The organism is Haloplanus salinarum, from assembly GCF_024498175.1.
Taxonomy (GTDB): domain Archaea; phylum Halobacteriota; class Halobacteria; order Halobacteriales; family Haloferacaceae; genus Haloplanus; species Haloplanus salinarum.
Genome location: NZ_CP101823.1, coordinates 2,928,130 through 2,949,505 on the forward strand (window position 1 = coordinate 2,928,130; position 21,376 = coordinate 2,949,505).

The following is a 21,376-nucleotide window of genomic DNA, read 5'->3' on the forward strand; positions in this document are numbered from 1 at the left end:
ATTAAATTAAGCATTCTCGAATAATGCTCCAATATTCGGGGTGAAAATAGGTTCGTATACGAACGAGGTCAGCCCTCGACGGCCGTCGCGCCGTAGTCGTCGGGGAGCGCCTCGTCGGGGACGACGCCGTCCTCCCAGCCGCGGCGGTCGTAATACTCGTCGAGCGCCCGGTCGAGGTCGGGGAGGTCGTAGGGGAGGCGGTCGTCCGCGCGGTCGAACCCGCGCTGGTTGTTGAAGTGGCGTTCGAGGGTCACGACGCGGTCGCCGACCGCGAGCAGGTCCGCCATGTCGGCGTCGAACAGTCGCTCGTAGCGGTCCGGGTTCATGTACGACCGGGAGAACTTACAGACGACGCCGCTGTCGTTGAGCGCCATCAGGTTCTCGCGGTGGACGAGGGTGTCGGCCTTGCCGAGCGTCCCCGAGGGCTCCAGGGCCTGCTCCTCGTCGACGAGCGGATACTCGACGGAGTAGAAGGTCGCGTACATGTGGTCGGCGCCGCGGTTGGCGACGGCGTACGAGAGCCCCTGGCCGTGGAGGACGCGGCCCTCGTGGGCGGCGAAGTCCATCCCCTTGACCGACCAGTTCTCGACGCCCAGGTCGTCGTGGACGCGGTCGATACCCTCCGCGAGGATGTCGCCGACGCCCTCTCGGCGGGCGATCTTCTCGACGGTCTCGTGGATCAGGTCGGTGTCGCCGAACGCGTCGTTCGCGGCGAGGTAGGCCGCGACCGTGTTGCCCGCGGAGATGGCGTCCAGCCCGTAGCGGTCACAGAGCTCGTTCGACTTCATCACCTCGACGATGTCGTCGACGCCGGAGTTCGAGCCGAAGGCCATCGCCACCTCGAACTCCGGGCCCTCCGTCTCGACGCCCGCCGCCTCGTCCTTCGTCGGCAGTTTGCAGGCGAAGGCACAGGCCGAACAGGTGCCTTTCTTGTACTTCTTCTCCTCCACTGCCGCGCCGTCGATCCCGTCGACGCCCTCGAACTGTCGCTCGGAGAAGTAGTAGGAGGGGAGTCCCTCGACCTCGTTCGCCAACTCCATCACCGCGACGGTCCCCTGCCGTTTCATGATGTCGTCGGCCGTCGCCGCCTCGCGGTGGACCTCGTTCTGGGTCGCGTCGATCTCGATCCCGCGGTCGGCGTCGCCGCCGACGGTGATCGCCTTGACGTTCTTCGCGCCCATGACCGCCCCGAGACCGCCGCGGCCGAAGGCGCGCTCCTCGGAGGTCATGATGGACGCGAACCGGACCTCGTTTTCGCCGGCCGGGCCGATCACCGCCGTCCGATCGCTGCCGATGCCGTGTTCGGCTTCGAGGTAGTCGACCGTCTCCGGGACGGTCGCCCCCGCGAGGTCCGGGACGGGTTCGAACTCGACGCCGTCGTCGCGGACGTGGATCGCCAGCAGTTCGTCGCTCTGGCCGGCAATCTCGACCGCCCCGTACCCCGTGTCCACGAAGTTCCGCGACATGAACCCGCCGGCGTTGCTCGACAGCAGACCGTCGGTCAGTGGCGAGATGCCCGTACAGTTCATCCGCCCGGTGAAGCTCATCGTCGAGGCCTGCATGGGCCCCGTCGTGAACACGAGCCGGTTCTCCGGACCGAGCGGATCGGCGTCGAAGGGGATGCGCTCGTGGGCCAGACGCGTCGCCACGCCGCGGCCGCCGATGTACCGTTCCTGGATCGTGTCGATGTCGGCCGTCGTCGCCTCGCGCTCCCCGACGTCGAGCGCCAGTAGCGGTCCGGTGTCGTGTATCATATTCGAATACTGTCCTGTGCTCTCAATAAATGTTGTTGTGTGTCCTCCCGAACCTATTCGATGCGGAGACAATACAGGTTACGCCACGATGTTGGGACGTGATACAACCACTCGGCGCGCGCAGGAGTGTGGGTCGGGGCGGCGGGCGCGTCTCAGTCCTCGACGACCGAGTCGACCAGCGCCTCCGTCCCGAAGTCGTTGATGGGGTACGGCTCGCGTTTGACCGTCGTGATGACGAACCGCGAACTCGTGCGTCTGATCTCGTCGATGGCCTCGTAATCCTCGATCAGCGACTCGACCATCTGCCGGCTCGTGACGTGGGCGACGACGATGAAGTCGGTGTCACCCATCGTGAAATACACCTGATTTACCCCTTCGATGTCGGAGAGTTTCTCGCCGACGGTCGTGTGGTACCCCTCGTCGAACTCGGCGTACACCTCGCTGATGACCGTGATGTCGAGGCCGAGCTTCGAGAGGTCCATGTCGCCGAGGTCGTTTTCCAGGACGCCCCGCTCGCGGAGCTGGTCGAGCCGGTAGTGGACCGTCGATTTCGGGATGCCGGTGTGTTCCTGAATGCGATCCGGACTCGTGATGCCCTCCGACGCGACCGTCTTCAGAATGCGGATGTCTTTCTCGTCCATAGTGTCCTCGTCGCGTTCCCCGCGACCAGTCTGGAACCGATGTCGACTCCTCCCGGTATCAAACTTTCCAAGTCTTGGACGAGGTTCATCGTTCGCCGATCGAGTGAGACGACGTTCACTCGAAGATGAGTTCGCCCGAGGTGGCGGGGAACCCGACGGAGACTTCGGCGCCCTCGTCGAACGCGCGGGTCGTCTCGTTGATCTGCCGTTCGACGTGGAGTTCGACGGGACCCACGTCGACGTGGTACTGCTGGATCGACCCCTTGTAGATGGCGTCCTCGACGGTACCCGTCCACTCGTTGGTCGTGTTCAGCGTCTCGCCGCCGTCGACTAGCTGGACCCGCTCGGGACGGACGGCGGCTGCCGCGTTCCGGCCGTCCGCGTCGTCGACGGACTCGACCGTGACGTCGAGGCCGTCGGTCCTGATGGTGCCGACGCCGTCGCCGGCCTCGTAGGTCCCCTCGAAGAGGTTCGTCTCGCCGAGGAAGTTCGCCACGAAGGTCGTCTCGGGGTGTTCGTACACCTCGCTGGCCTCGCCCACCTGTTCGATCCGCCCGTCGTTCATGACCGCGATCCGGTCGCTCATCGTCAGCGCCTCCTCCTGGTCGTGAGTCACGTAGAGGAAGGTGATGCCGAGTTCCTCCTGGATCTTCTTCAGTTCGACCTCCATGTGCTGGCGGAGCTTCCGGTCGAGACTCGCCAACGGCTCGTCGAGCAGGAGGACGTCGGGTTCGCGGACGAGCGCCCGGGCCATGGCCACGCGCTGTTTCTGTCCGCCGGACAGCTCCGTCGCCCGCCGGTCGTGGTAGTCCGGGAGTTCGACGAGTTCGAGGATGTCGTCGATGCGGCGGTCCCGCTCGTCGGCCGGGACGCCGTCCATCTCGAGGCCGAACGCGACGTTCTCCTTGACGGTCATGTGGGGGAACAGCGCCCACTCCTGGAACACCATGCTGGTGTCGCGCTCGTTCGCGGAGAGCGGAGTCACGCGGTTTCCGCTGATGAACACGTCGCCGTCGGAGGGCGTCTCCAGGCCCGCGATCATGCGGAGCGTCGTCGATTTGCCACACCCCGACGGCCCCAGCAGGGTCAGGAACTCCCCGGCCCTGATCTCGAGGTCGACGCCCTCGACCGCGACGAGGTCGCCGTACTCCTTCCGGAGCGCCTCTAGCTGTATCCGCCCGGTCTCTTGGACAGTCCCGTCGGTCATCTCACTGTCGGGGGATAGTCGTGGTGAACTCATGGATCGTTCGGTTCCGACCGCTCAGATCCCGGCCCGGGCTTTCGCCTCGGTCCAGAGGTCGGTCCAGGTGTCGGTGATCGGCGAGAACTCGTAGGGCGTCGTGTTCTGGGAGATCTCCGCCGCGGCGTCGAACCCGTCCTCGTTGAACATGAGCGCCTGCTGTTGGCTGTCGTCGAACATGTCGAAGGACTCGGTGTTGACCGGCGGGCTCTTCGCGGAGGGCTTCCAGGCGACGTTGTACTGCCCCTGTGCGGAGATGATCTTCCGCTGGAACTCGACGGCGAGCTCCCGGTTGGTCGGGTTCTTCACGATGCAGAGCCCCTCGGTCCACTGCATCCCGCCCTGCTCCGGGATGACGACGTCGACCCAGTCGTTGCCCTCGGCGCGGAGCTGGCTCATCGCGAAGTTGCCGACGGGCGCCATCACGATGTCCTCCTGCAGGAACGCCTGCCGGATCGCGCTGGTCCCGGAGTAGACGGCGTTCATGTTCGAGAACATGTCGACGAGCTTCGAGCGGATGTCCTCGAGCTGTGACTCCGTCTGCTCGAAGGGCGGGTAGCCGAGCGAGAGCGCGATCTTCGGGATGTTCCACGTCGGCCAGTCCATGATGCCGATCTCCCCCTCGTACTCGCCGTTCGGCCCGCCGGTCCAGAGGGTCTCGTACGACTGGTAATGCTCCTCGGGGACCTGATCCGTGTTCACGGTGAGCGTGTCCCACCCCCACCGCGTCGGGAGGGCGTACATCTCCCCGTCGTGACGGAACGAACTGAACGGCTCCTGGAACCGCTCCAGGAAGTTCTCCCGCTCGGGGTAGTCCGCGGGGTCGAGCGGTTCGATCGTACCCGCCTGTGCGTGGCGCTGTGCCCACGTGTTGTTCAGCGTCAGGAGATCGAAGGTCTCCGTCCCACCGCTCTGGAGCGTGTTGAACCCCTCCGGGTCGCTCGAGAGGAGTTTGATGTTGACCGTCGCGTCGTGTTCGCTCTCGAACTCGCTGACGATTTCGTCGGTGCCGTACCCCTCCCAGGTCAGGATGTTCAACGTGTTCCCGTCACCGGAGGCGCTTCCGGTGGTCGTCCCGTCGGAACCACCGTCGCCGCCATCGCTGCCGTCGCCGCCGTCGCCGCCGCCGCCGACCTCACGACGGCCGGCACAGCCCGCGAGCCCCGCGGCCCCGACGCTGCCCGCCGCCACCAGGAAGGCACGACGGCCCGATCCGTTCGATACGCCACCCTCGCCCGCGTTCGACCTCGAATCCGTCATACACACCAATGCAAAATCTAACGACTTATACTTACTCCTTGTTTCGGACAAGATCTGATTATGTACTCTATTTATGAATGAAGTCCATGTATTAATCGTCACACCGTACCACGTGTCTACTTTCGCCGGCGCCGCCCGGCCGTGGTCCCGTCGATCGGGACGATCGGTGGCCACCACAACATATATTGGACATAGTATTACTAATCTGAGCCATGGCAGAACAAGCGTCTCAAGAATCGAAGGGAGGTTGGTCTCTGTTCGAATCACCACCCATCTCCCGGGACCTCCTCGTGACCGCGGGGCCGCTGGTGTTGCTGGAGTTGTTGTTCTTCATCGGCCCGGTGCTCATCATGTTCTACATCGCGTCGATGCGCATGGAGGACCTGGTGCTGATCCCGGACTACGGGATCCGGAACTTCTTGGCGGTGTTCACGGAGTTCGTCAACCGGACCGCGTTCGTGAACACGACGACGCTCGCGGTGTTGACGACGGTGACGGCGGCCGTCGTCGCGTACCCGCTCGCGTACTACATCGCCCGGTTCGGCGGGCGGTACAAGAACCAACTCGCGGTGCTGGTGATGATCCCCTTCTGGACGAACTTCATCGTCCGCGTCTACGGGTGGAAGATCATCCTGGGTTCTCAGGGCGTCCTCAACTCCGCGCTCATCGCGGTCGGTATCCTGAACCAGCCCCTCGAGTGGATCATCAACACCCAGTTCTCCATCTGGCTCGGGCTGACGTATCTGTGGTTGCCGTTCATGATCCTCCCGCTGTACTCGAGTCTCGAAAAGATCGACGGCGAGATCATCGAGGCCGCCTACGACCTGGGCGCCTCGCGGTACGCCGTGTTCCGCCGGATCGTCCTCCCGCTGTCGCTGTCGGGGCTCGTCGGGGGGTTCATCTTCGTGTTCATCTTCAGCATGGGGGCGTACATCGTCCCCGCGATGCTCGGCGGCGGCGAACTGTTCATGGGGACCCGGATCGCCTACGAGTTCGGCATCGGCGGTGACTGGCCGATGGGCGCCGCGCTCGGGAGCGTCCTGATGATCGTCGTCGTCGGGGTGCTGTGGTCGCTGCTCGGCTACGTCAACCTGGAGGAGATGTTCCAATGAGCACGCAGTCGCAACACGAGCGGGGAACCGAGTTCTCCGTGGCGTCGGTCGTCCGATTCGTCGAACGCAACTGGATCCGCGCCTGGTCGGCGCTGGTCTTCCTGTTCCTCTATGCGCCCATCATCGTCCTCATCGTCTTCTCCTTCGAGCGGGGGACCTTCTCGACGGTCCCCTGGGACGGCTTCACGTTCCGGTGGTACCGGCAACTCGCGGCCAACAGCCGGCTGATCGACGCCGCGGTGAACAGCCTCTACGTCGGCGCCGTCGTCACGACGGTCGCGACGGTGCTCGGTACCCTCGGGGCCGTCACCCTCGTCCGGTACGACTTCAAACTCAAGAGCCTCTATCGCCTGCTCGTGGTCGCGCCGATGACCATTCCCGGCCTCATCCTCGGGGTGGCGCTGCTCAACTGGTTCAACTACATCGGCATCTCGACGTCGCTGAAGACGGTCATGATCGGACAGCTGGTGTTCGTCACGCCGTTCGTCCTCATCACCGTCACCTCGCGGCTCCGAGGGTTCGACCCGGCCATGGAGGAGGCGGCACGTGACCTCGGCGCGAGCCGGTGGCAGGCCTACCGCCGCGTCACCCTGCCGATCCTCATGCCCGGCATCGTCAGCGGCGCGCTCTTTGCCTTCACGCTCTCCTTCGACGACTTCCTCATCGCGTTTTTCACCAGCGGCGTGAAAAACACCCTCCCCATCTACATCTGGTCGAAGATCCAACACGGTACGAGCCCGGTCATCAACGCCATCAGCACCCTCGTGCTCCTGTTCAGCATCTCGCTGGTCCTCATCAGCTACTACTTCACCGACTGACGCCGGCAGTCGGATGCAATTCCGTACGACGATGGCTCGTAAAGATGTACTGAGTTCTATAATATTCTCGAATGTGGTATACGATACAAAATTTTAAATTTCGAGCGGTCTAGCCGCACCTATGGATCTCTGGAGCGACTACGAGGCGCGGTATCGCGAGCGGACCGCCGAGAGCGAGCGGGCCTACGAACGTCTCACGGAGGACGTTCCCGCCGGCGTCGCGAGCACCTACCGCGCCTGGGACCCGTATCCCTTCGTCGTCGACCGGGCCGAAGGCGTCCACCTCCACGACGTCGACGGCAACGCCTACGTCGACTTCGACATGAACAACGGAGCCGGCATGGTCGGCCACGCACACCCCGCGGTGACCGAGGCCGCGGCCGATCAGCTCTCGGATGGAACGCTGTACACCCACCCCCACGAACTGCTCGGGGAGGCCGCGGCGGAGCTGAAAAAGCGGTGGTCGATGGTCGACAAGGTGCGGTTCACGAACAGCGGCACCGAGAGCACCATGCACGCCATCCGGGTCGCCCGCGCCTACTCCGGGCGGGACAAGCTCCTGAAGATCGAGGGGTCCTACCACGGCGTCCACGACTACGCCCTCATCAGCAAGTCGACCCCGGCGGGACAGGTCGGCCACCCGAAGCGCCCGAACAAGGTCGTCGAGAGCGACGGGATTCCGGACGAGGTGGCCGAGACCGTCGAGGTCGCCCCGTTCAACGACCTCGACGCCGTCGAGGACATCCTCGACGAACACGTCAACGAGATCGGCGCGCTGATCGTCGAGCCGGTCGTCCTCGCCAAGGGCGTCACGCAACCGTACGACGGGTTCCTGCAGGGGCTCCGGGAACTCTGTGACGAGTACGGCGTCGTCTACATCTTCGACGAGGTCAAGACCGGCGTGAAGATCGCTCCGGGCGGTGCGGCGGAGTATTACGACGTCGAACCCGACCTCGTGACGATGGCAAAGAGCATCGGCGGCAACTTCCCCGTGGGTGCTTTCGGCGGCCGCGAGGAGGTCATGTCCGTCATCGAGGATCACACCGCCCACTACGGCACCTACAACGGGAACCCGCTGGTCGCCCGCGTCGTCAAGACGGTCCTCCAAGACGTCCTCACCGAGGACGCCTACCGACACGTCAACGACCTCGGGGAGCGACTCGCCGCGGGCTACGAGGAGATCATGGCCGACGCCGGCATCACCGGCCACGTCGAGAGCGTCAACTCCCAGGGAATCGTCTCGTTCACCGACCGCCGGATCGAGGACTACCGCGACTATCTCGATCACGTCGACGTGGAGTTCCACGAGAACTTCTGGTTCGGGATGCTCAACCAGGGGGTCGTCCCCCACCCCCACGACGCGTCACAGCAGTGGACCATCTCGGTCCAACACGAGAAACGCCACATCGACGAACATCTGGAGGCGTTCAAGGAGATCGCGCCGCGGCTCGCCGAGGAACAGGGCTAGAGCGTCTCGACGTACTGGGTCCGCTCCCAGTCGGTCACGGTCTCGCGGAACGACTCCAGTTCCCGCCGCTTGCTCGCGGTGTAGGCCCGGACGAGGTCCTCGCCGAGCAGGTCCGTGAGCTTCGAATCCGCCTCCAGCGCACGCAGCGCCGCCTCGGGGGACCCGGGCAGTCGCGGCGCCGCGCCCGTTGGGTCGCCTTCGATCGGATCACCCGGATCGAGTTCGCGGCGCAGGCCGTCGTAGCCGGCCGCGAGCGTCGCCGCGGCGACCAGATACGGGTTCGCGCCGGCGCTCGGCATCCGGTTCTCGATCCGCGGGGTCCCCCTCGGCACCCGGATCCCGGTCATGCGGTTGTCCGCCCCCCAGGACGCCGTGTACGGTGCGAACCCGTCCGGGTCGAACCGCTTGAACGCGTTGAGCGTCGGCGCCCCGACCGCGGTGAGGGCGTCGGCATGCGCCAGGACGCCGCCGACGAAGTGCCGGCCGAACGTCGAAAGGGCGCCGTCGTCCGCGGGGGCGAAGACGTTCTCGTCGCCGTCGAAGGCGGAGACGTGGAGGTGGTAGCCGCTCCCTTCGCGGTCGCCGAAGGGTTTCGCCATGAACGTCGCCCGCTGGTCGACGAGGCGTGCGGTCCGTTTCACCAGTCGCTTGAAGTCGAAGGTCGTGTCCGCCTGGGACAGGGGACGGCCGTAGTCGAAGAGTACCTCCAGCTGGCCGGGGCCGTGTTCGTGCTGGAGGGAGGTCAGGTCGACGCCGTAGTCGTCGGCGTAGTCGGTGAGTCGGTCGTAGAAGGGGGCGACCGCCTCGGTGGCCCAAGTGATACACTCGTGTTTGTGGTCGGTCGCGGGTTCGTAGCCGCCGTCGACCGGATCCAGCAGGTAGAACTCCAGTTCGCTCCCGAGATACCACCGGTAGTCGAACGCCGCCTCCAGCCGCGAGAGCACGGAGCGGAGGACGGTCCGCGGCGCCGCCGCGACGGGCTCGCCGTCGTAGTGCAGGTCACAGATGACGCGGGCGGCGTCGTCCCGCCAGGGCAGGCGTCGGAACGTCGAGGGGTCGGGGTGGACGGTGCCGTCGCCGTAATCGATCTCCGCGCCGAAACCGCTTCCCGTGGGCACCTCGCTGCGCGGCGTCTGGACCAGCAGGAGCAGGTTCATCGGGAAGCCGTCCCGCCAGTTGTCGAGGAAGTAGTCCGCCCGCACCTGTTTCGAGCGGGAGATGCCGTTGATGTCCCCGAACTCGACGAACACGTGGTCGACGTCCGCCGACTCGATGCGCCGCTCCATCTCCGTGCCGTCGTCACTGGTCATGGGTCCCTCGGTGATGCATCGTCCTCCGTGTGCGACGCGGAGTATTTGTATTTTCCTCAGTCGTGGAGGGCGTCCAACGTAGCACGCTCGATTCGGACACGAACCGATCACGGAACGCTTTATTGTATCGGAGAGCCTCCATCCGACAATGACGATACTCGTCCTCGACGACGAAGTACAGCCGGACTACCGGTATCTCGGGCCGGAGATCGAACGTCTCACGCCGGACGGCGAGTATCACGTGTACGCGGACGATCCGGAGACCCCCGATCTGGACGTCTACGACGGCGTGATCATCAGCGGGAGCACCGCCAGCGTCTACGAGGAGGACCACGCGTTTATCGACCGGCAGCGCGACCTGGTGGCGTCGTGTCTCGACAGCGGAGTGCCGCTGTTGGGGATCTGTTTCGGTCACCAACTCGTCAACGACGCCCTCGGCGGACGGGTCGTGGAGGACCGACGCCGGGCGACGTTCGTCGGGATGGACGTGACGGCGCCGGACGACCCGGTCCTCGACGGCGTCGGCGACGTGGTGCCCGTCCTGCACGCCGACCTCGTCGTCGAGCCCGGTCGGGGGATGGAAACCATCGCGACGACCGACTACAACGACTACTTCTGTACCCGACACGAGTCGGCGCCGATCTGGACGGTGCAGTACCACCCCGAGTTCACCGAGCGCGTCGAGGACAACCCGAGCGACTGGTCGCGGGGCGGGTACGACTTCGCTGACTCGAACGCGACGGCGACGATCACCAACTTCGCCGCGGTCTGTGAGCGGCGGGCCGACTGATACGGATTATTGGCCTTGTTGAAACCCTCAGGCAGTGATCGGTCTCAGTTGGTGTGCTGAATACAGAGGCTGTATGCAGCACGTCCCGTTGACGCTATCTCTACCTAGGCCAGTCGGGTTCGTCGTTTCCCTACGTGGTCGGAAGGACAACAGCGTTCTCGATTCGACGCCCTACGGCCCAGCGTTTCGCGGGCACGTACTCATGCCCAGGACGGAGTAGACTGGACAGGAGCGAGTCGCTGCCGTTCCAAGCATGATGAGCGCAACGACACCGAGCGCCGGTGAGGCAAGAGCTGGCGCGGCGAGCTGCCCGACGAGAATCGCAAGGGAAAGCACTCCGGCGACTGCACCGACTATTGTCCGCACTGATTTATCGGTGGCTCCGACATTGACGTCCATATTATGGAGTCGCGCTACTGTATGTTAACAATGCCTCGGTTGTGCACTATTCTTGCAAGACCCGTTCGGGTGCGTAACCACCGTCGGCCTACGTGACGGATACGCGCTCCCTATTCAGCACACAGTTCCTATCAGCCGTTGAGCGTTTCAACAGAGACGGATTATTGTAACGGTGTACCGGTGGTTCGCCGGACTGTCCTGGCGACCCACCGGTACTGACTTACGATACCCAGTATGACTCACTCGGCGAACAGCCGTTCGAGCAGCGTCACGAGGAGGAAGGCCCCGAGGATGCCGGTCGAGTCGGTCGGATCGTGGGTCGGCGAGACCTCCATCAGGTCGGCGGCGCCGACGGCGTCGTGGGTGCCCAGGACCTCCATCGCCCGGAGCGCCTGGTGGGAGCTGAGCCCGTCGGGCTCCGGCGTCCCGGTGCCCGGCGCGACGCCCGGATCCACGGCGTCGATGTCGAAGGTGACGTAGACCGCGTCGGTCCCGGCGGCGGCGGCCTGGACGGCGCTCGTGACGACGTCCGTGATCCCGCGTTCGTGGACGTCCCGCATCGTGTAGCAGTCGATCCCCGATTCGGCGACGAACTCGGCGAAGTCGGGGCCCTCGTAGCCGCGGATGCCCACCTGGCTGACGTGTTCGTAGTCGCTCCACGGGCTCTCGGCGACGAGGCGCGTACTCGACCCGTGGTAGTGGCCCCCGAAGACGGGGCTCTCGGTCACCGTATCGCTGTGGGCGTCGATCTGAACGAGGCCGACGGTGTCGTGGCCGGCACCCTCGGCGAACCCGCGGACGGCGGGGTAGGTGCAGTAGTGGTCGCCGCCGAGCAGCACCGGAAACGCCCGCTCGGCGACCGTCGCGACGTGGGCCTCGATGCTCTCCACCGTCCGCTCGCGATCCATCGGGAAGACGGGGACGTCGCCGCAGTCGGCGACCGAGAGGTCGGAGAAGTCGACCTGCGCCCCGGTGTTGACGTTCGTGAGCCCGCCCTTGTAGTTCGAGAGGTAGGCCCACCACGCGCTCGCCCGCCGGAGCGCCTCGGGACCGTAGCGGGCGCCCGGGCGGTTGCTCAGGGCGCCGTCGTAGGGGGCACCGAGGACACCCACGTCGGCGGCGACGTCGTCGACGTCGCACGGATCGCCCTTGAGGAACGTGTTGTGCCCGGCGTAGGCCATCTCGACGCCCGCCCCGTCGTGAGCGTCACGGAACGCAGCGGCCGGCGTCCGACGAGGGTCGGTCATCGAGCCCTCAGTCGGCGCCAGTCGACGTCTCGCTGTCGCACGCGACGGCCGGTGGTAGTGAGCGGTCGCATGGCGGAGGCTACCGTGTCGGCGATGTAAAGCGTGCCGACCGCGTGCCCCGAAGCGGTCCCCGCACCCGCCCGAGGGTTTTAATCCGGGCACGCGTAAGCCCGATCCGTGGCAGACACGGCGGGACACGAGCGGTTCTTTCCGTACGAGTCGCCGTACCCGAACCAGCGCGAGGCGATGGACCGCATCGCCAACTCGCTCGCCCGCGGCCAGGACGTGTTGCTGGAGGGCGCCCCCGGCACCGGCAAGACGCTGTCGGCCCTGGTGCCCGCGCTCGCACACGCCCGCGACGAGGACCGGACGGTCGTCATCACGACGAACGTCCACCAGCAGATGCGCCAGTTCGTGGAGGACGCCCGCGCCATCGCGAGCGAGGAGCCGATCCGGGCGGTCGTCTTCAAGGGCAAGGGCTCGATGTGTCACCTCGACGTCGGGTACGAGGAGTGCCGGAGCCTCAAGGAGACCACGCGTTCGCTGGTCGAGGCCGAGGCGGACCGCCGGGAACTCGCCGAGCGGAGCGAGGCGCTCCTCGACGACGTGCGCGCGGGCGAGGAGGCGGCCGCCGAGGCCCGGGCGGCCGTCGTCGACGAACTCGAAGCGATCGAGGAGGAGATCGAGGAGTTGGAGTCCGCGAACGTCTGTGAGCACTACCGCGCGAACCTGACCCGGGACACGGAGGCCTTCGAAGACTGGCTGTTCGAAGACGTCCGCACCCCGGAGGAGATCTACGCCTACGCCGACGAGCGGGGGCTCTGTGGCTACGAACTCCTCAAGGAGGGGATGGAGGGGGTCGACCTCGCGGTCTGTAACTACCACCACCTCCTCGATCCGACCATCCGCGAACACTTCTTCCGGTGGCTGGGCCGCGATCCCTCGGAGGTCGTCACCGTCTTCGACGAGGCACACAACGTCGAGTCGGCGGCCCGCGATCACGCGACGCGGACGCTCTCGGCCCGGACCCTGGAGGGCGCGCTGGCTGAACTCGACGAGGCCGACGACTCGCGGGCGGGACGCGCTCGCAACGTGATCGAGGCGTTCCTGACGGGGCTGGAGTCGGCCGTCGACGACGCGCTGGGGTTCGGCGAGCGCGAACAGGTCGGGGAGAACTGGCACGACCTCGACGTCGCCAACGACGACCGCCGCGACGATCTCACGCTCGCCTTCCTCGACGCCTACGAGGGGGGCGGAATCGACACCGAGATCGACCTCGCGTTGCAGGTCGGGGAGGCGCTCGCCGAGGCCTACGAGGAGGCCTACCGGCGCGGCGAGACGACGACCCGACAGGAGTCGCCGACGCTCCAGGCGGCCGGCTTCGTCGCCGACTGGATGGCCGAGGGGACCGACCTCGGCCGCCACCCGATGGCCGCGGTGCGGCGCGACGCGGGCACCGACGAGGTGTACGGCCGAGCGGAGCTCTACACCGCGATCCCGCGGCGAGTGACCGAGGACCTGTTCGACGAGGTGGCCGCGAGCGTGCTGATGAGCGCGACGCTCCGCCCGTTCGACGTGCTCGCGGACGTCCTCGGCCTGTCGGACCCCGCAACGCTCACCTACGGGCTGGCGTACCCCGAGGAGCGCCGGCGGACGTTCGCCGTCGAGGGGCCGGCGCTGTTCGCCAGCGATCGGGAGGACCCCGAGACCCAGGCGACCGTCGCGGAGACGCTCGCCAACGTGATCCGGATGACGCCCGGGAACACGCTCTGCTTTTTCCCCTCCTACGCCGAGGCCGAGCGGTATCACGACCTGCTCGGCGCGTCGGACGCTTACCTCGACGAGGCGGGGACGCCCACGGAGGACCTCCGCCGACGGTTCGTCGCCGAGGACGGCGCGGCCCTGTTCACGTCGCTGTGGGGCACCCTCGGCGAGGGGGTGAGCTTCGACGGCGACGACGCCCGAGCCGTCGTCGTCGTCGGCGTGCCGTATCCGAACCTCTCGAAGCGACTGGAGGCGGTACAGGACGCGTACGACCGAGTCTACGACGACCGCCTCGACGCGGGGTGGCGCTACGCCGTCGAGATCCCGACGATCCGCAAGACCAGACAGGCGCTCGGGCGGGTCATCCGCTCGCCCGACGACTACGGGGTGCGGGTCCTCCTCGATAAGCGCTACACGCGCGCCGGCCGGGATATGGGGAAATACGGCGTCCGCGACTCGTTCCCGCCGGAGGAGCGCGACGAACTCATCGACGTGGCGACCGAGAAAGTCGAGTTCGCGATCCTGAACTTCTTCGCCGACCTCGACGCCTACGACGGCGACCCGCCGGCGCCGTGACCGTCCCGAAAGCATTTCACGACCGAATCCGCTCGCGTCGAATATGCGACGACTGGTCCCCCTACTCGTCGCGTGCTCGCTCCTCCTCGCCGGCTGTTCGGGGGTGGCGCCGGAGGCGTCACCGACGGCGACGGAGACGACCGACGCGACGACCACGACGGCACCGACAGCCGAACCGACCGCGACGACTGCGGCGCCGGAACCGGTCGGCGTCGAGTACGTCGTCCGGGCCGGAACGATCCCCGACGACGTCGAATCGGTGACCGCGACGCTCCAGGTGGTCTTCGTCGAGCGGAGCGCGGACGTGGGACCGTGCTGGCGGGAGACGTTCGCCGGCCCGTACAAGCCGACGGTGACGCCCATCGCGCCGCCGGAGGGCGAGTGCCACCGGTCGGCGACGGTGACCGTCGACCTGACCGAACTCGACGGCGACCGGTCGCTCGCGCGGATCACCGCGCCCGGCCGGTTCGACGCGGGCCACGCCCTCGTGGTCACGAACGTGACGGCGACCTACGGGAACGGCACCGCGGTGGAGGGGGTCCGGGTCGACGAGCGCGCCGCCGTGGTGGCGGGCGAACCCGCGGGCCCGTACCGCGTGACCCTCTCGCTCGAATCCTACCGGGACGAGGACCGGCCGTACGACTTCTGGTTCGTCGGGGAGGGTCCCGAGAGCGGGTGAGGGGGGTACTGTTGCGATTAGCGCGATTGGATTGGAGACACCTCGAAAGCCCCGCCTCGCTGGAGTCGGGGGCCTCGCTGCGGTCCTCGGCCTTCGGCCTGCGGTCCTTGCGTCGGCCGCCTTCCTCCAGCGAGGCGCCCCTTTCAGTCCCACCCGCATCGGTTGGCCGACCGGCCGCCGCTGGGTGGGACTGAAAGGGGCCGGCGTCTCGGCGAACCCGGACGACGCAAGCACCGCAACGCAGTGAGGAGCGCAGCGAGTCCCGGGAGCCGAGACGCCGGGGGCTTTCGAGGTGGTCTCAGTTTCGAATGCGTATCTCAACACTACCGGTGAGGGGAGGCCACGCGCTTATGTCGCTCCCCGCCTAACCCCGGGCGATGCGCCAGCAGTCACGGCCTCCCGGTCCCCGTGGAGAGCCAGTCTTCGGCAACAGCAGACAGTACGCCCGGGACCCCTTCTCGTTCCTGACGGCGTGTGAGTCGGCCTACGGGGACGTGGTGGCGGCCGACCTCGGTCCGATGGAGACCTACATCGCGACGAACCCCGCCGACATCGAGCGGATCCTGGTCGGCGACCACGCGAAGTACCGGAAGCCGGCGTTCCAGGACGACGCGCTCGGCCGCCTCCTCGGCGACGGTCTGCTCCTGAGCGAGGGCGACCGGTGGCGGAAGCAACGCGACCTGGCCAACCCCGCGTTCGACATGTCGCGGATCGCCGACATCGCCGACGTGATGGCCCGACACGCGACCGAGGCCGTCGAAACGTGGGCGGCGGGCGACGACCTGGACCTGGAACTGGAGATGGCACGGCTGACGGTTCGGATCATCGCCGACGCCATGCTGGGGGTCGACCTCGGCGAGGAGCGGGTGCGGACGATTCAGGAGAACCTCGAACCCCTGGGGGCGCGGTTCGAACCCGACCCGATCCGGTTCGTCACGCCGGACTGGCTCCCCACGCCCGAGAACCGGGCGTACGAGGCCGCAGTCCAGCGACTGGAGGACGTGGTGGCGGACGTGATCGACGAGCGCCGCGGCACCGAGGGCAGCGCCGACGACGAGGACCCGCCGATGGACCTGCTCTCGATCCTGCTGCGGGCGCAAAACCGGAACGAACAGACGGACGAACAGCTCCGCGACGAGGTGGTGACGATGCTGCTCGCGGGCCACGACACGACGGCGCTGACGCTCACCTACGCGTTCTACCTGCTCTCGGAGCATCCCGACGCCGAGCAGCGGGTCCACGCGGAACTCGACGACGTCCTCGACGGCCCGCCGACGTTCGCGGACGCCCGGGAGCTGACCTATCTGGATCGGGTGCTCCAGGAGACGATGCGGCTCTATCCGCCCGTCTACGTGATGTTCCGGGAACCCGTGGTGGACGTGAAACTCGGGGGCTATCGGATACCCGAGGGGGCGGCGATCATGCTCCCCCAGTGGGCGGTCCACCGCTCGCCGCGGTGGTGGACGGAGCCGGAGCGGTTCGACCCCGACCGCTGGACCCGGGAGCGGCGTGCCGACCGCCCGCGGTTCGCACACTTCCCGTTCGGCGGCGGGCCACGCCACTGCATCGGCAAACACTTCTCGCTCCTGGAGGCGAAGATCATCCTCGCGGTCGTCGGTCGCGAGTACCGCCTCGAATACGCCCGCGACGAGCCCTTCGACCTCCGGGGGTCGCTGACGATGCATCCCGAAGACGGGATGCCGATGCGGGTTCGGGAGCGCTAGGGTCGGGGCAGGGACACGCGCCACGCCGTCTCCCGCCGGGCGCGACTCCAGAGGTGGAGTTCCGACACCGTCCAACTGACGGGCTCGATATCCGTCGCCAGCAGTCGGTCGACCGCCTCGGGCGGGCCGTCGCGGGCGAGGGTGACGTGGGGCACGTAGGCCGCGCCCTCCAGGTCGTCGTGGACGACGCCGAACGTCTCGACCAGCCGCCGGTGCAGGTCCCGGAGTCCCGGGCTCTCGACGGCGAGGTAGACCACGGGTCCGGGACCGTGGGTGGGCGTCTCGAAGGCGTCGACGCCGGTCACCGTCGCCTCGAACGCGGGCGTCGGCGAGAGCGCCGTGCGGAGGCGTTCGCGCAGGCGGTGGTAGTCGTCCTCGTCGGCCGCGAACCGCTTGCAGACGACGGCGTGGCGGTCGCGGAGCCGGTCGAACCCCGTCAGTTTCGGGTGGAGGTCGTTCGCCAGACGCTCGACTGCGCCGGGGATGGGGACGTTGAGGCTGTACACGTCAGATGCGGTCGAGAAGCCAGAGGACGATCAACACGACGACGAGGAGACCGAGGAGGTCCGGGAGGAACCCAAGCAAGCCGAAGAAGATGTCGAACACCTCGCCGACCACCCTGAGGACGAGCCAGACGAGGACGAGGAGGAGCACCAGCTTGAGCAGGTCTTCCACGTCGAGTAGCGCACGGTTCATGCCCGAATGTGGGCAGGGGACATGCAAAAGGGTAGTGGCGGTCCCCTCGTTCCGATACGGGAACCGCTCACACGGAGTGTTCGAACCTCAAGCCTTTTTGTGCGAACCGAGCTACCGACAGTCCGACAATGGGTCGTGACGCGGTCGACGGTACGTCGCGCGGTGACCGGTACGGTTCACTCGAAGACGGGCGGACGGCCGGAACGGGGGGGTCGGGAACGACCGTGTGTCCGTCCGATCGGTCGGACGGGACGGTCGGAGAGGCCGCGTCCGCTCGGCTCCGACAACGAACCCCCGCGGCGACGGCCGCTCACTGCGCCCGCCATCGATGACTGCGTCCGCATACAGCCGTGCGCAGAAGTGGTTCCTGAAGTACCAACACGTGTTCGTCTTCACGGCGCCGCTCGTCTTCGTCGTCGCAGTCCTCACCTCGGCGCCCACGACGGGGACCACGGACGTAACCTACTGGCTCGAATTCTGGTGGCTGTTCCCCGTCTTCCTGCTCGGTGCGACCATCGTGAACACCGTCGGGATCAGCGGGTCCGCCCTCTTCGTGCCGTTTCTCATCTTCCTGTTCCCCCTCTTCGCCCAGCCGCTCGAACCGGAAACCATCGTGAAAGTCGGGCTCATCAGCGAGGCGTTCGGACTCTCGAGTTCGTCGGTGGCGTTCGTCCAGTACGGACTCGTCGACCGACGGCTGGCACTGACGCTCGTCGGCGGGTCGCTCCCCTTCGTCGTCGGCGGCGCGTTGCTCTCCTTCGTCATCCCGGAGCCGCTGTTTCACGCGCTGCTCGGTCTCGCTCTGCTGGCGGCCGCTTACCTCCTGTTCAAAACCAATCTCGATCACGGCGGCGGGACCGATAGCACCGCCACGGACGGGGGCGCGGCGGTCGGCGGCGAACTCCCCGACGACAGCGGCAAACTCGGGCCAGCGGGCGTCGAGACGGCCACCGACGGGACGGTGACACGCGTCGACCGCGAAGGCGACGACTACACCTACACCCGTGCGGGCTACCTGCGCCGGGCCGCGAACTACAGCGTCGGCGGCACCTTCCAGGGGCTCGCGGGCTTCGGCATCGGCGAACTGGGGCTCATCTCGATGCTCGGGACGCGGATTCCGGTGCGCGTGGCCATCGGGACGAACCACATCGTCGTCGCCCTGACGGCGGTGCTGGCCTCCCTCGTCCACGTCTTCGGCGGCGGGGTCGTCGGCGGTCACTCGCTCAGTCTCGCCTCGACACCCTGGAATATGGTCGTGTTCACGGTGCCGGCGACGGTGACGGGCGGACAGGTCGCCCCCTACGTGTCGAACGCCCTCAGCACCCGAACGATCAAGCGGTTCGTCGCGATGCTTTTCGGCATCATCGCGACGGCGCTGTTCCTGATGGCCGTCGGCCTCGGGTAGCCGGACTCGGTATCGCCACCGCGCCACGGGGGAGAAGGTGAATCAGCGATCCGGATCGAGCGCGTCGACACGCATCTCGACGTAGCGTCGTGGCCACTCGGCGAGATGCGCCGTGAGACGGCCGAAGAGACCCTGCTGCGCGGGGTCTTCGGGAGTCGATCGTCCCTCACTACGCAGGCCCGGTGAGTCGGTTTCGTGGCTCATCGATTGAGACGGTCGTGTGTCGCGGGTAATAAAAATTGGTGACGGATCCCACGGTCCCGTCGCGGAGGGCTAGCCACCGGCGGCGAGGGACGACCCACGCTCAGAACTCGGAGTCGAGTTCGGGGGCGACGCCGTCGTCGGCGTCCTCGAACTCGAACTCGGCGCGGAGTTCGCGGATGCGGTCGCGGATGTCGGCCGCGAGTTCGAACTCCAGGTTGTCGGCGGCGGTCTCCATCCGGTCTTCGAGCGCCTCGATCCGGGCGCGGGCCTCCTCGTCGGTCTCGGGGGCGTCGCCCGTCACCCCGGAGGTGTCCGTCTCGCTCCCCGGAAGGTTGGTCTCGCCGACCGCCTTCTCGATGGTCGTCGGGTCGTGACCGTGTTCCTCGTTGAACTCGCGCTGGATGCGGCGGCGACGGCGGGTCTCGTCGATGGCCGACTGCATGGCGTCGGTGACCTCGTCGGCGTACAACACGACCTCGCCGTTGACGTTGCGGGCCGCCCGTCCCATCGTCTGGACGAGCGTCGTCTCCGAGCGGAGGAAGCCCTCCTGGTCGGCGTCGAGGATGGCCACCAGCGACACCTCGGGGATGTCGAGCCCCTCGCGGAGGAGGTTGATGCCGACGAGGACGTCGAACTCCCCGAGGCGAAGCCCCCGAATCAGTTCGTGACGCTCCAAGGTGTCCGTCTCGTCGTGCATGTACTCCACCGCCACGCCGGCCTCCGAGAGGTACTCGGTGAGGTCCTCGGCCATGCGCTTGGTGAGCGTCGTGACGAGGACGCGTTCGTCGCGTTCGATCCGCTCGTCGATGCGGTCCATGAGGTCCTCGACCTGGCCGGTGGCGTCGGCGACTTCGACCGCGGGGTCGACCAGATACGTGGGCCGAACGATCTGTTCGACCACCTGGTCGGAGTGCTCCCGTTCGTAGTCGCCCGGGGTGGCCGAGACGTAGAGGGTGCGGTTCGTCTTCTCGACGAACTCGTCGAAGGTGAGCGGGCGGTTGTCGTAGGCGGTCGGGAGGCGAAAGCCGTTCTCGACCAGCGAGTCCTTGCGGGACTTGTCGCCCTCGTACTGCCCTTTGATCTGGGGGAGGGTCTGGTGGGACTCGTCGATGACGGTGAGGAAGTCGTCGGGGAAGTAATCGAGGAGGGTGTAGGGCGCCTCGCCGGAGTCCCGGTCCGAGAGGTGGACGGAGTAGTTCTCGATGCCCGAGCAGTAGCCCGTCTCGCGGAGCATCTCGATGTCGAAGGTGGTGCGCTCCTCGATCCGCTGGGCGGCGACGAGGTCACCCTGGCGCTCGAAGTAGGCGACCCGATCCTCCATCAGGGCCTCGATCTCTTCGATGGCGTTTTCGAGGCGCTCCTCGGGGATGGAGTAGTGTTCCGCCGGGTGGATCAGGGCGGCGGGTTCGCGGCTCTTCACCTCGCCTTCCAGCGGATCGAGTTTCGTCAGGCGGTCGATCTCGTCGCCCCAGAACTCCACTCGGAGGGCGTAGCGGCCGTACATCGGGAACACCTCGACGGTGTCGCCCCGCACCCGGAAGGTGCCCTGGGTGAAGTCGACGTCGTTGCGCTCGTAGTTGAGGTCGACCAGGCGGGCCAGCAGTTCGTCGCGGTCGATCGCCTGGCCCGCTTCGAGGCGGAGGGCCATGTCGACGTAGTTCGCAGGGTCGCCGAGGCCGTAGATGGCCGACACCGAGGCGACGACGATCACGTCCTCGCGGGTCAACAGCGAGCGGGTGGCCGAGTGGCGCAGACGGTCGATCTCGTCGTTGATCGAGGCGTCCTTGTCGATGAAGGTGTCCGTCTGTTCGACGTACGCCTCGGGCTGGTAGTAGTCGTAGTAGGAGACGAAATACTCGACGGCGTTGTCGGGGAAGAGGTTCCGGAACTCCTCGTAGAGCTGTGCGGCGAGGGTCTTGTTGTGGGCGATGACGAGCGTCGGCTGCTGGAGTTCCTCGATCACCCACGACACCGTGTTCGTCTTGCCGGAACCGGTCACCCCGAGGAGCGTCTGCTCGGCCATCCCGGCCTCGTAGCCGGCGACGAGTTCCTCGATGGCGTCGGGCTGGTCGCCCGCGGGCTCGAAGGGAGCGTCGACCCGGAAGGCGCGGTCGGCGTCGGGGCGGTCGGGCTGGAGCGGCCCGGAGTTCTCGTCGCTCACGATGGGTGTACGTGGGTACTGGACGGACTTGACGGATTCGCTCCGCCGGTCGAGGCCGACGCGGTCCGAACGCATATTCGAATTCGGGACTAACGGACCGTTATGGACGGCGCGTGCCCGGGCGGCCG

General features: G+C 66.8%; 19 protein-coding genes. 8 read left to right on the top strand and 11 right to left on the bottom strand.

Annotated elements, in window-relative coordinates; all coding sequences use genetic code 11:
* Positions 1-68: 68 nt before the first annotated feature.
* The 4 genes from NO364_RS15370 to NO364_RS15385 form a co-directional block, all read right to left on the bottom strand.
* Positions 69-1,754 carry an aldehyde ferredoxin oxidoreductase family protein gene (locus NO364_RS15370; RefSeq protein WP_157690045.1) on the bottom strand — a complete coding sequence of 562 codons (1,686 nt, stop codon included), beginning with the start codon at positions 1,752-1,754 and terminating at the stop codon, positions 69-71.
* Positions 1,755-1,906: 152 nt separating this feature from the next.
* Entirely contained in the window at positions 1,907-2,395 is a 489-nt protein-coding gene (locus tag NO364_RS15375; protein ID WP_157690044.1) for an Lrp/AsnC family transcriptional regulator, read from the bottom strand.
* A 115-nt stretch (positions 2,396-2,510) separates the two neighbouring features.
* Positions 2,511-3,602: an ABC transporter ATP-binding protein gene (locus tag NO364_RS15380; RefSeq protein ID WP_157690043.1), complete on the bottom strand. Its 1,092-nt coding sequence runs from the start codon at positions 3,600-3,602 to the stop codon at positions 2,511-2,513.
* A 54-nt stretch (positions 3,603-3,656) separates the two neighbouring features.
* Positions 3,657-4,895 carry an ABC transporter substrate-binding protein gene (locus NO364_RS15385; RefSeq protein WP_257627971.1) on the bottom strand — a complete coding sequence of 413 codons (1,239 nt, stop codon included), beginning with the start codon at positions 4,893-4,895 and terminating at the stop codon, positions 3,657-3,659.
* A gap of 212 nt (positions 4,896-5,107) precedes the next feature.
* Here NO364_RS15385 and NO364_RS15390 point away from each other — a divergent pair, with 212 nt between their 5' ends.
* From NO364_RS15390 to NO364_RS15400, 3 genes are all read left to right on the top strand, one after another.
* Positions 5,108-6,007 carry an ABC transporter permease gene (locus NO364_RS15390; protein ID WP_157690041.1) on the top strand — a complete coding sequence of 300 codons (900 nt, stop codon included), beginning with the start codon at positions 5,108-5,110 and terminating at the stop codon, positions 6,005-6,007.
* Positions 6,004-6,825, top strand: coding sequence for an ABC transporter permease (locus NO364_RS15395; RefSeq protein WP_157690040.1), 822 nt, complete (start codon positions 6,004-6,006; stop codon positions 6,823-6,825). The genes NO364_RS15390 and NO364_RS15395 overlap by 4 nt, the downstream gene beginning before the upstream one ends.
* 121 nt (positions 6,826-6,946) lie before the next feature.
* Positions 6,947-8,293, top strand: coding sequence for an aspartate aminotransferase family protein (locus tag NO364_RS15400; protein WP_157690039.1), 1,347 nt, complete (start codon positions 6,947-6,949; stop codon positions 8,291-8,293).
* On the opposite strand, the gene NO364_RS15405 is transcribed toward NO364_RS15400, so the two are convergent.
* Positions 8,290-9,603: a glutamine synthetase family protein gene (locus NO364_RS15405; protein WP_199243617.1), complete on the bottom strand. Its 1,314-nt coding sequence runs from the start codon at positions 9,601-9,603 to the stop codon at positions 8,290-8,292. The two genes, NO364_RS15400 and NO364_RS15405, sit on opposite strands and share 4 nt — an antisense overlap.
* A gap of 148 nt (positions 9,604-9,751) precedes the next feature.
* On the opposite strand from NO364_RS15405, the gene NO364_RS15410 reads away from it, so the two are divergent.
* On the top strand, positions 9,752-10,393 hold the full coding sequence (locus NO364_RS15410; RefSeq protein ID WP_157690038.1) for a type 1 glutamine amidotransferase: 642 nt from the start codon (positions 9,752-9,754) through the stop codon (positions 10,391-10,393).
* A gap of 171 nt (positions 10,394-10,564) precedes the next feature.
* Here NO364_RS15410 and NO364_RS15415 read toward each other — a convergent pair whose 3' ends face one another.
* Together NO364_RS15415 and NO364_RS15420 are read right to left on the bottom strand one after the other, a co-directional pair.
* Positions 10,565-10,792, bottom strand: a complete 228-nt coding sequence (locus NO364_RS15415) for a YgaP family membrane protein (protein ID WP_157690037.1) — start codon at positions 10,790-10,792, stop codon at positions 10,565-10,567.
* A 239-nt stretch (positions 10,793-11,031) separates the two neighbouring features.
* On the bottom strand, positions 11,032-12,039 hold the full coding sequence (locus tag NO364_RS15420) for an agmatinase family protein (protein ID WP_257627972.1): 1,008 nt from the start codon (positions 12,037-12,039) through the stop codon (positions 11,032-11,034).
* A 177-nt stretch (positions 12,040-12,216) separates the two neighbouring features.
* Between NO364_RS15420 and NO364_RS15425 the strand changes: the two genes are divergently transcribed.
* The 3 genes from NO364_RS15425 to NO364_RS15435 all read left to right on the top strand — a co-directional run bounded on the left by NO364_RS15425 (position 12,217) and on the right by NO364_RS15435 (position 16,782).
* Positions 12,217-14,379 (top strand): ATP-dependent DNA helicase, encoded by a 2,163-nt coding sequence (locus NO364_RS15425; protein WP_257627973.1) that lies wholly within the window; start codon positions 12,217-12,219, stop codon positions 14,377-14,379.
* Between the two features lie 43 nt (positions 14,380-14,422).
* Positions 14,423-15,058, top strand: coding sequence for a hypothetical protein (locus NO364_RS15430; protein WP_157690034.1), 636 nt, complete (start codon positions 14,423-14,425; stop codon positions 15,056-15,058).
* A 377-nt stretch (positions 15,059-15,435) separates the two neighbouring features.
* A complete protein-coding gene (locus NO364_RS15435) occupies positions 15,436-16,782 on the top strand; it encodes a cytochrome P450 (protein WP_257627974.1) in 1,347 nt (448 codons plus the stop codon).
* Here NO364_RS15435 and NO364_RS15440 read toward each other — a convergent pair.
* A complete protein-coding gene (locus NO364_RS15440) occupies positions 16,779-17,288 on the bottom strand; it encodes a 2'-5' RNA ligase family protein (RefSeq protein ID WP_257627975.1) in 510 nt (169 codons plus the stop codon). The two genes, NO364_RS15435 and NO364_RS15440, sit on opposite strands and share 4 nt — an antisense overlap.
* Position 17,289: 1 nt before the next feature.
* Positions 17,290-17,478, bottom strand: a complete 189-nt coding sequence (locus NO364_RS15445) for a DUF7554 family protein (RefSeq protein ID WP_157690030.1) — start codon at positions 17,476-17,478, stop codon at positions 17,290-17,292.
* 328 nt (positions 17,479-17,806) lie between these two features.
* Between NO364_RS15445 and NO364_RS15450 the strand changes: the two genes are divergently transcribed.
* The gene (locus NO364_RS15450) at positions 17,807-18,883 is read left to right on the top strand and encodes a sulfite exporter TauE/SafE family protein (RefSeq protein WP_157690029.1); all 1,077 of its coding nucleotides are present in this window, start codon (positions 17,807-17,809) and stop codon (positions 18,881-18,883) included.
* A 42-nt stretch (positions 18,884-18,925) separates the two neighbouring features.
* Here the strand turns inward: NO364_RS15450 and NO364_RS15455 are convergent, their stop codons facing one another.
* A complete protein-coding gene (locus tag NO364_RS15455; protein ID WP_199243616.1) occupies positions 18,926-19,087 on the bottom strand; it encodes a hypothetical protein in 162 nt (53 codons plus the stop codon).
* Between the two features lie 100 nt (positions 19,088-19,187).
* A complete protein-coding gene (uvrB, locus tag NO364_RS15460) occupies positions 19,188-21,248 on the bottom strand; it encodes an excinuclease ABC subunit UvrB (protein ID WP_233255324.1) in 2,061 nt (686 codons plus the stop codon).
* Positions 21,249-21,376 lie beyond the last annotated feature (128 nt).

Excerpts from the sequence above, each read along its gene's own strand:
- NO364_RS15420 (WP_257627972.1), bottom strand. The coding sequence starts at position 12,039 with ATGACCGACCCTCGTCGGACGCCGGCCGCTGCGTTCCGTGACGCTCAC.
- NO364_RS15410 (WP_157690038.1), top strand. The coding sequence starts at position 9,752 with ATGACGATACTCGTCCTCGACGACGAAGTACAGCCGGACTACCGGTAT.
- NO364_RS15390 (WP_157690041.1), top strand. The coding sequence starts at position 5,108 with ATGGCAGAACAAGCGTCTCAAGAATCGAAGGGAGGTTGGTCTCTGTTC.
- NO364_RS15415 (WP_157690037.1), bottom strand. The coding sequence starts at position 10,792 with ATGGACGTCAATGTCGGAGCCACCGATAAATCAGTGCGGACAATAGTC.
- NO364_RS15455 (WP_199243616.1), bottom strand. The coding sequence starts at position 19,087 with ATGAGCCACGAAACCGACTCACCGGGCCTGCGTAGTGAGGGACGATCG.
- NO364_RS15430 (WP_157690034.1), top strand. The coding sequence starts at position 14,423 with ATGCGACGACTGGTCCCCCTACTCGTCGCGTGCTCGCTCCTCCTCGCC.
- NO364_RS15435 (WP_257627974.1), top strand. The coding sequence starts at position 15,436 with ATGCGCCAGCAGTCACGGCCTCCCGGTCCCCGTGGAGAGCCAGTCTTC.
- NO364_RS15450 (WP_157690029.1), top strand. The coding sequence starts at position 17,807 with ATGACTGCGTCCGCATACAGCCGTGCGCAGAAGTGGTTCCTGAAGTAC.
- NO364_RS15380 (WP_157690043.1), bottom strand. The coding sequence starts at position 3,602 with ATGACCGACGGGACTGTCCAAGAGACCGGGCGGATACAGCTAGAGGCG.
- NO364_RS15395 (WP_157690040.1), top strand. The coding sequence starts at position 6,004 with ATGAGCACGCAGTCGCAACACGAGCGGGGAACCGAGTTCTCCGTGGCG.
- NO364_RS15385 (WP_257627971.1), bottom strand. The coding sequence starts at position 4,895 with ATGACGGATTCGAGGTCGAACGCGGGCGAGGGTGGCGTATCGAACGGA.
- NO364_RS15370 (WP_157690045.1), bottom strand. The coding sequence starts at position 1,754 with ATGATACACGACACCGGACCGCTACTGGCGCTCGACGTCGGGGAGCGC.
- NO364_RS15405 (WP_199243617.1), bottom strand. The coding sequence starts at position 9,603 with ATGACCAGTGACGACGGCACGGAGATGGAGCGGCGCATCGAGTCGGCG.
- NO364_RS15445 (WP_157690030.1), bottom strand. The coding sequence starts at position 17,478 with ATGAACCGTGCGCTACTCGACGTGGAAGACCTGCTCAAGCTGGTGCTC.
- NO364_RS15375 (WP_157690044.1), bottom strand. The coding sequence starts at position 2,395 with ATGGACGAGAAAGACATCCGCATTCTGAAGACGGTCGCGTCGGAGGGC.
- NO364_RS15400 (WP_157690039.1), top strand. The coding sequence starts at position 6,947 with ATGGATCTCTGGAGCGACTACGAGGCGCGGTATCGCGAGCGGACCGCC.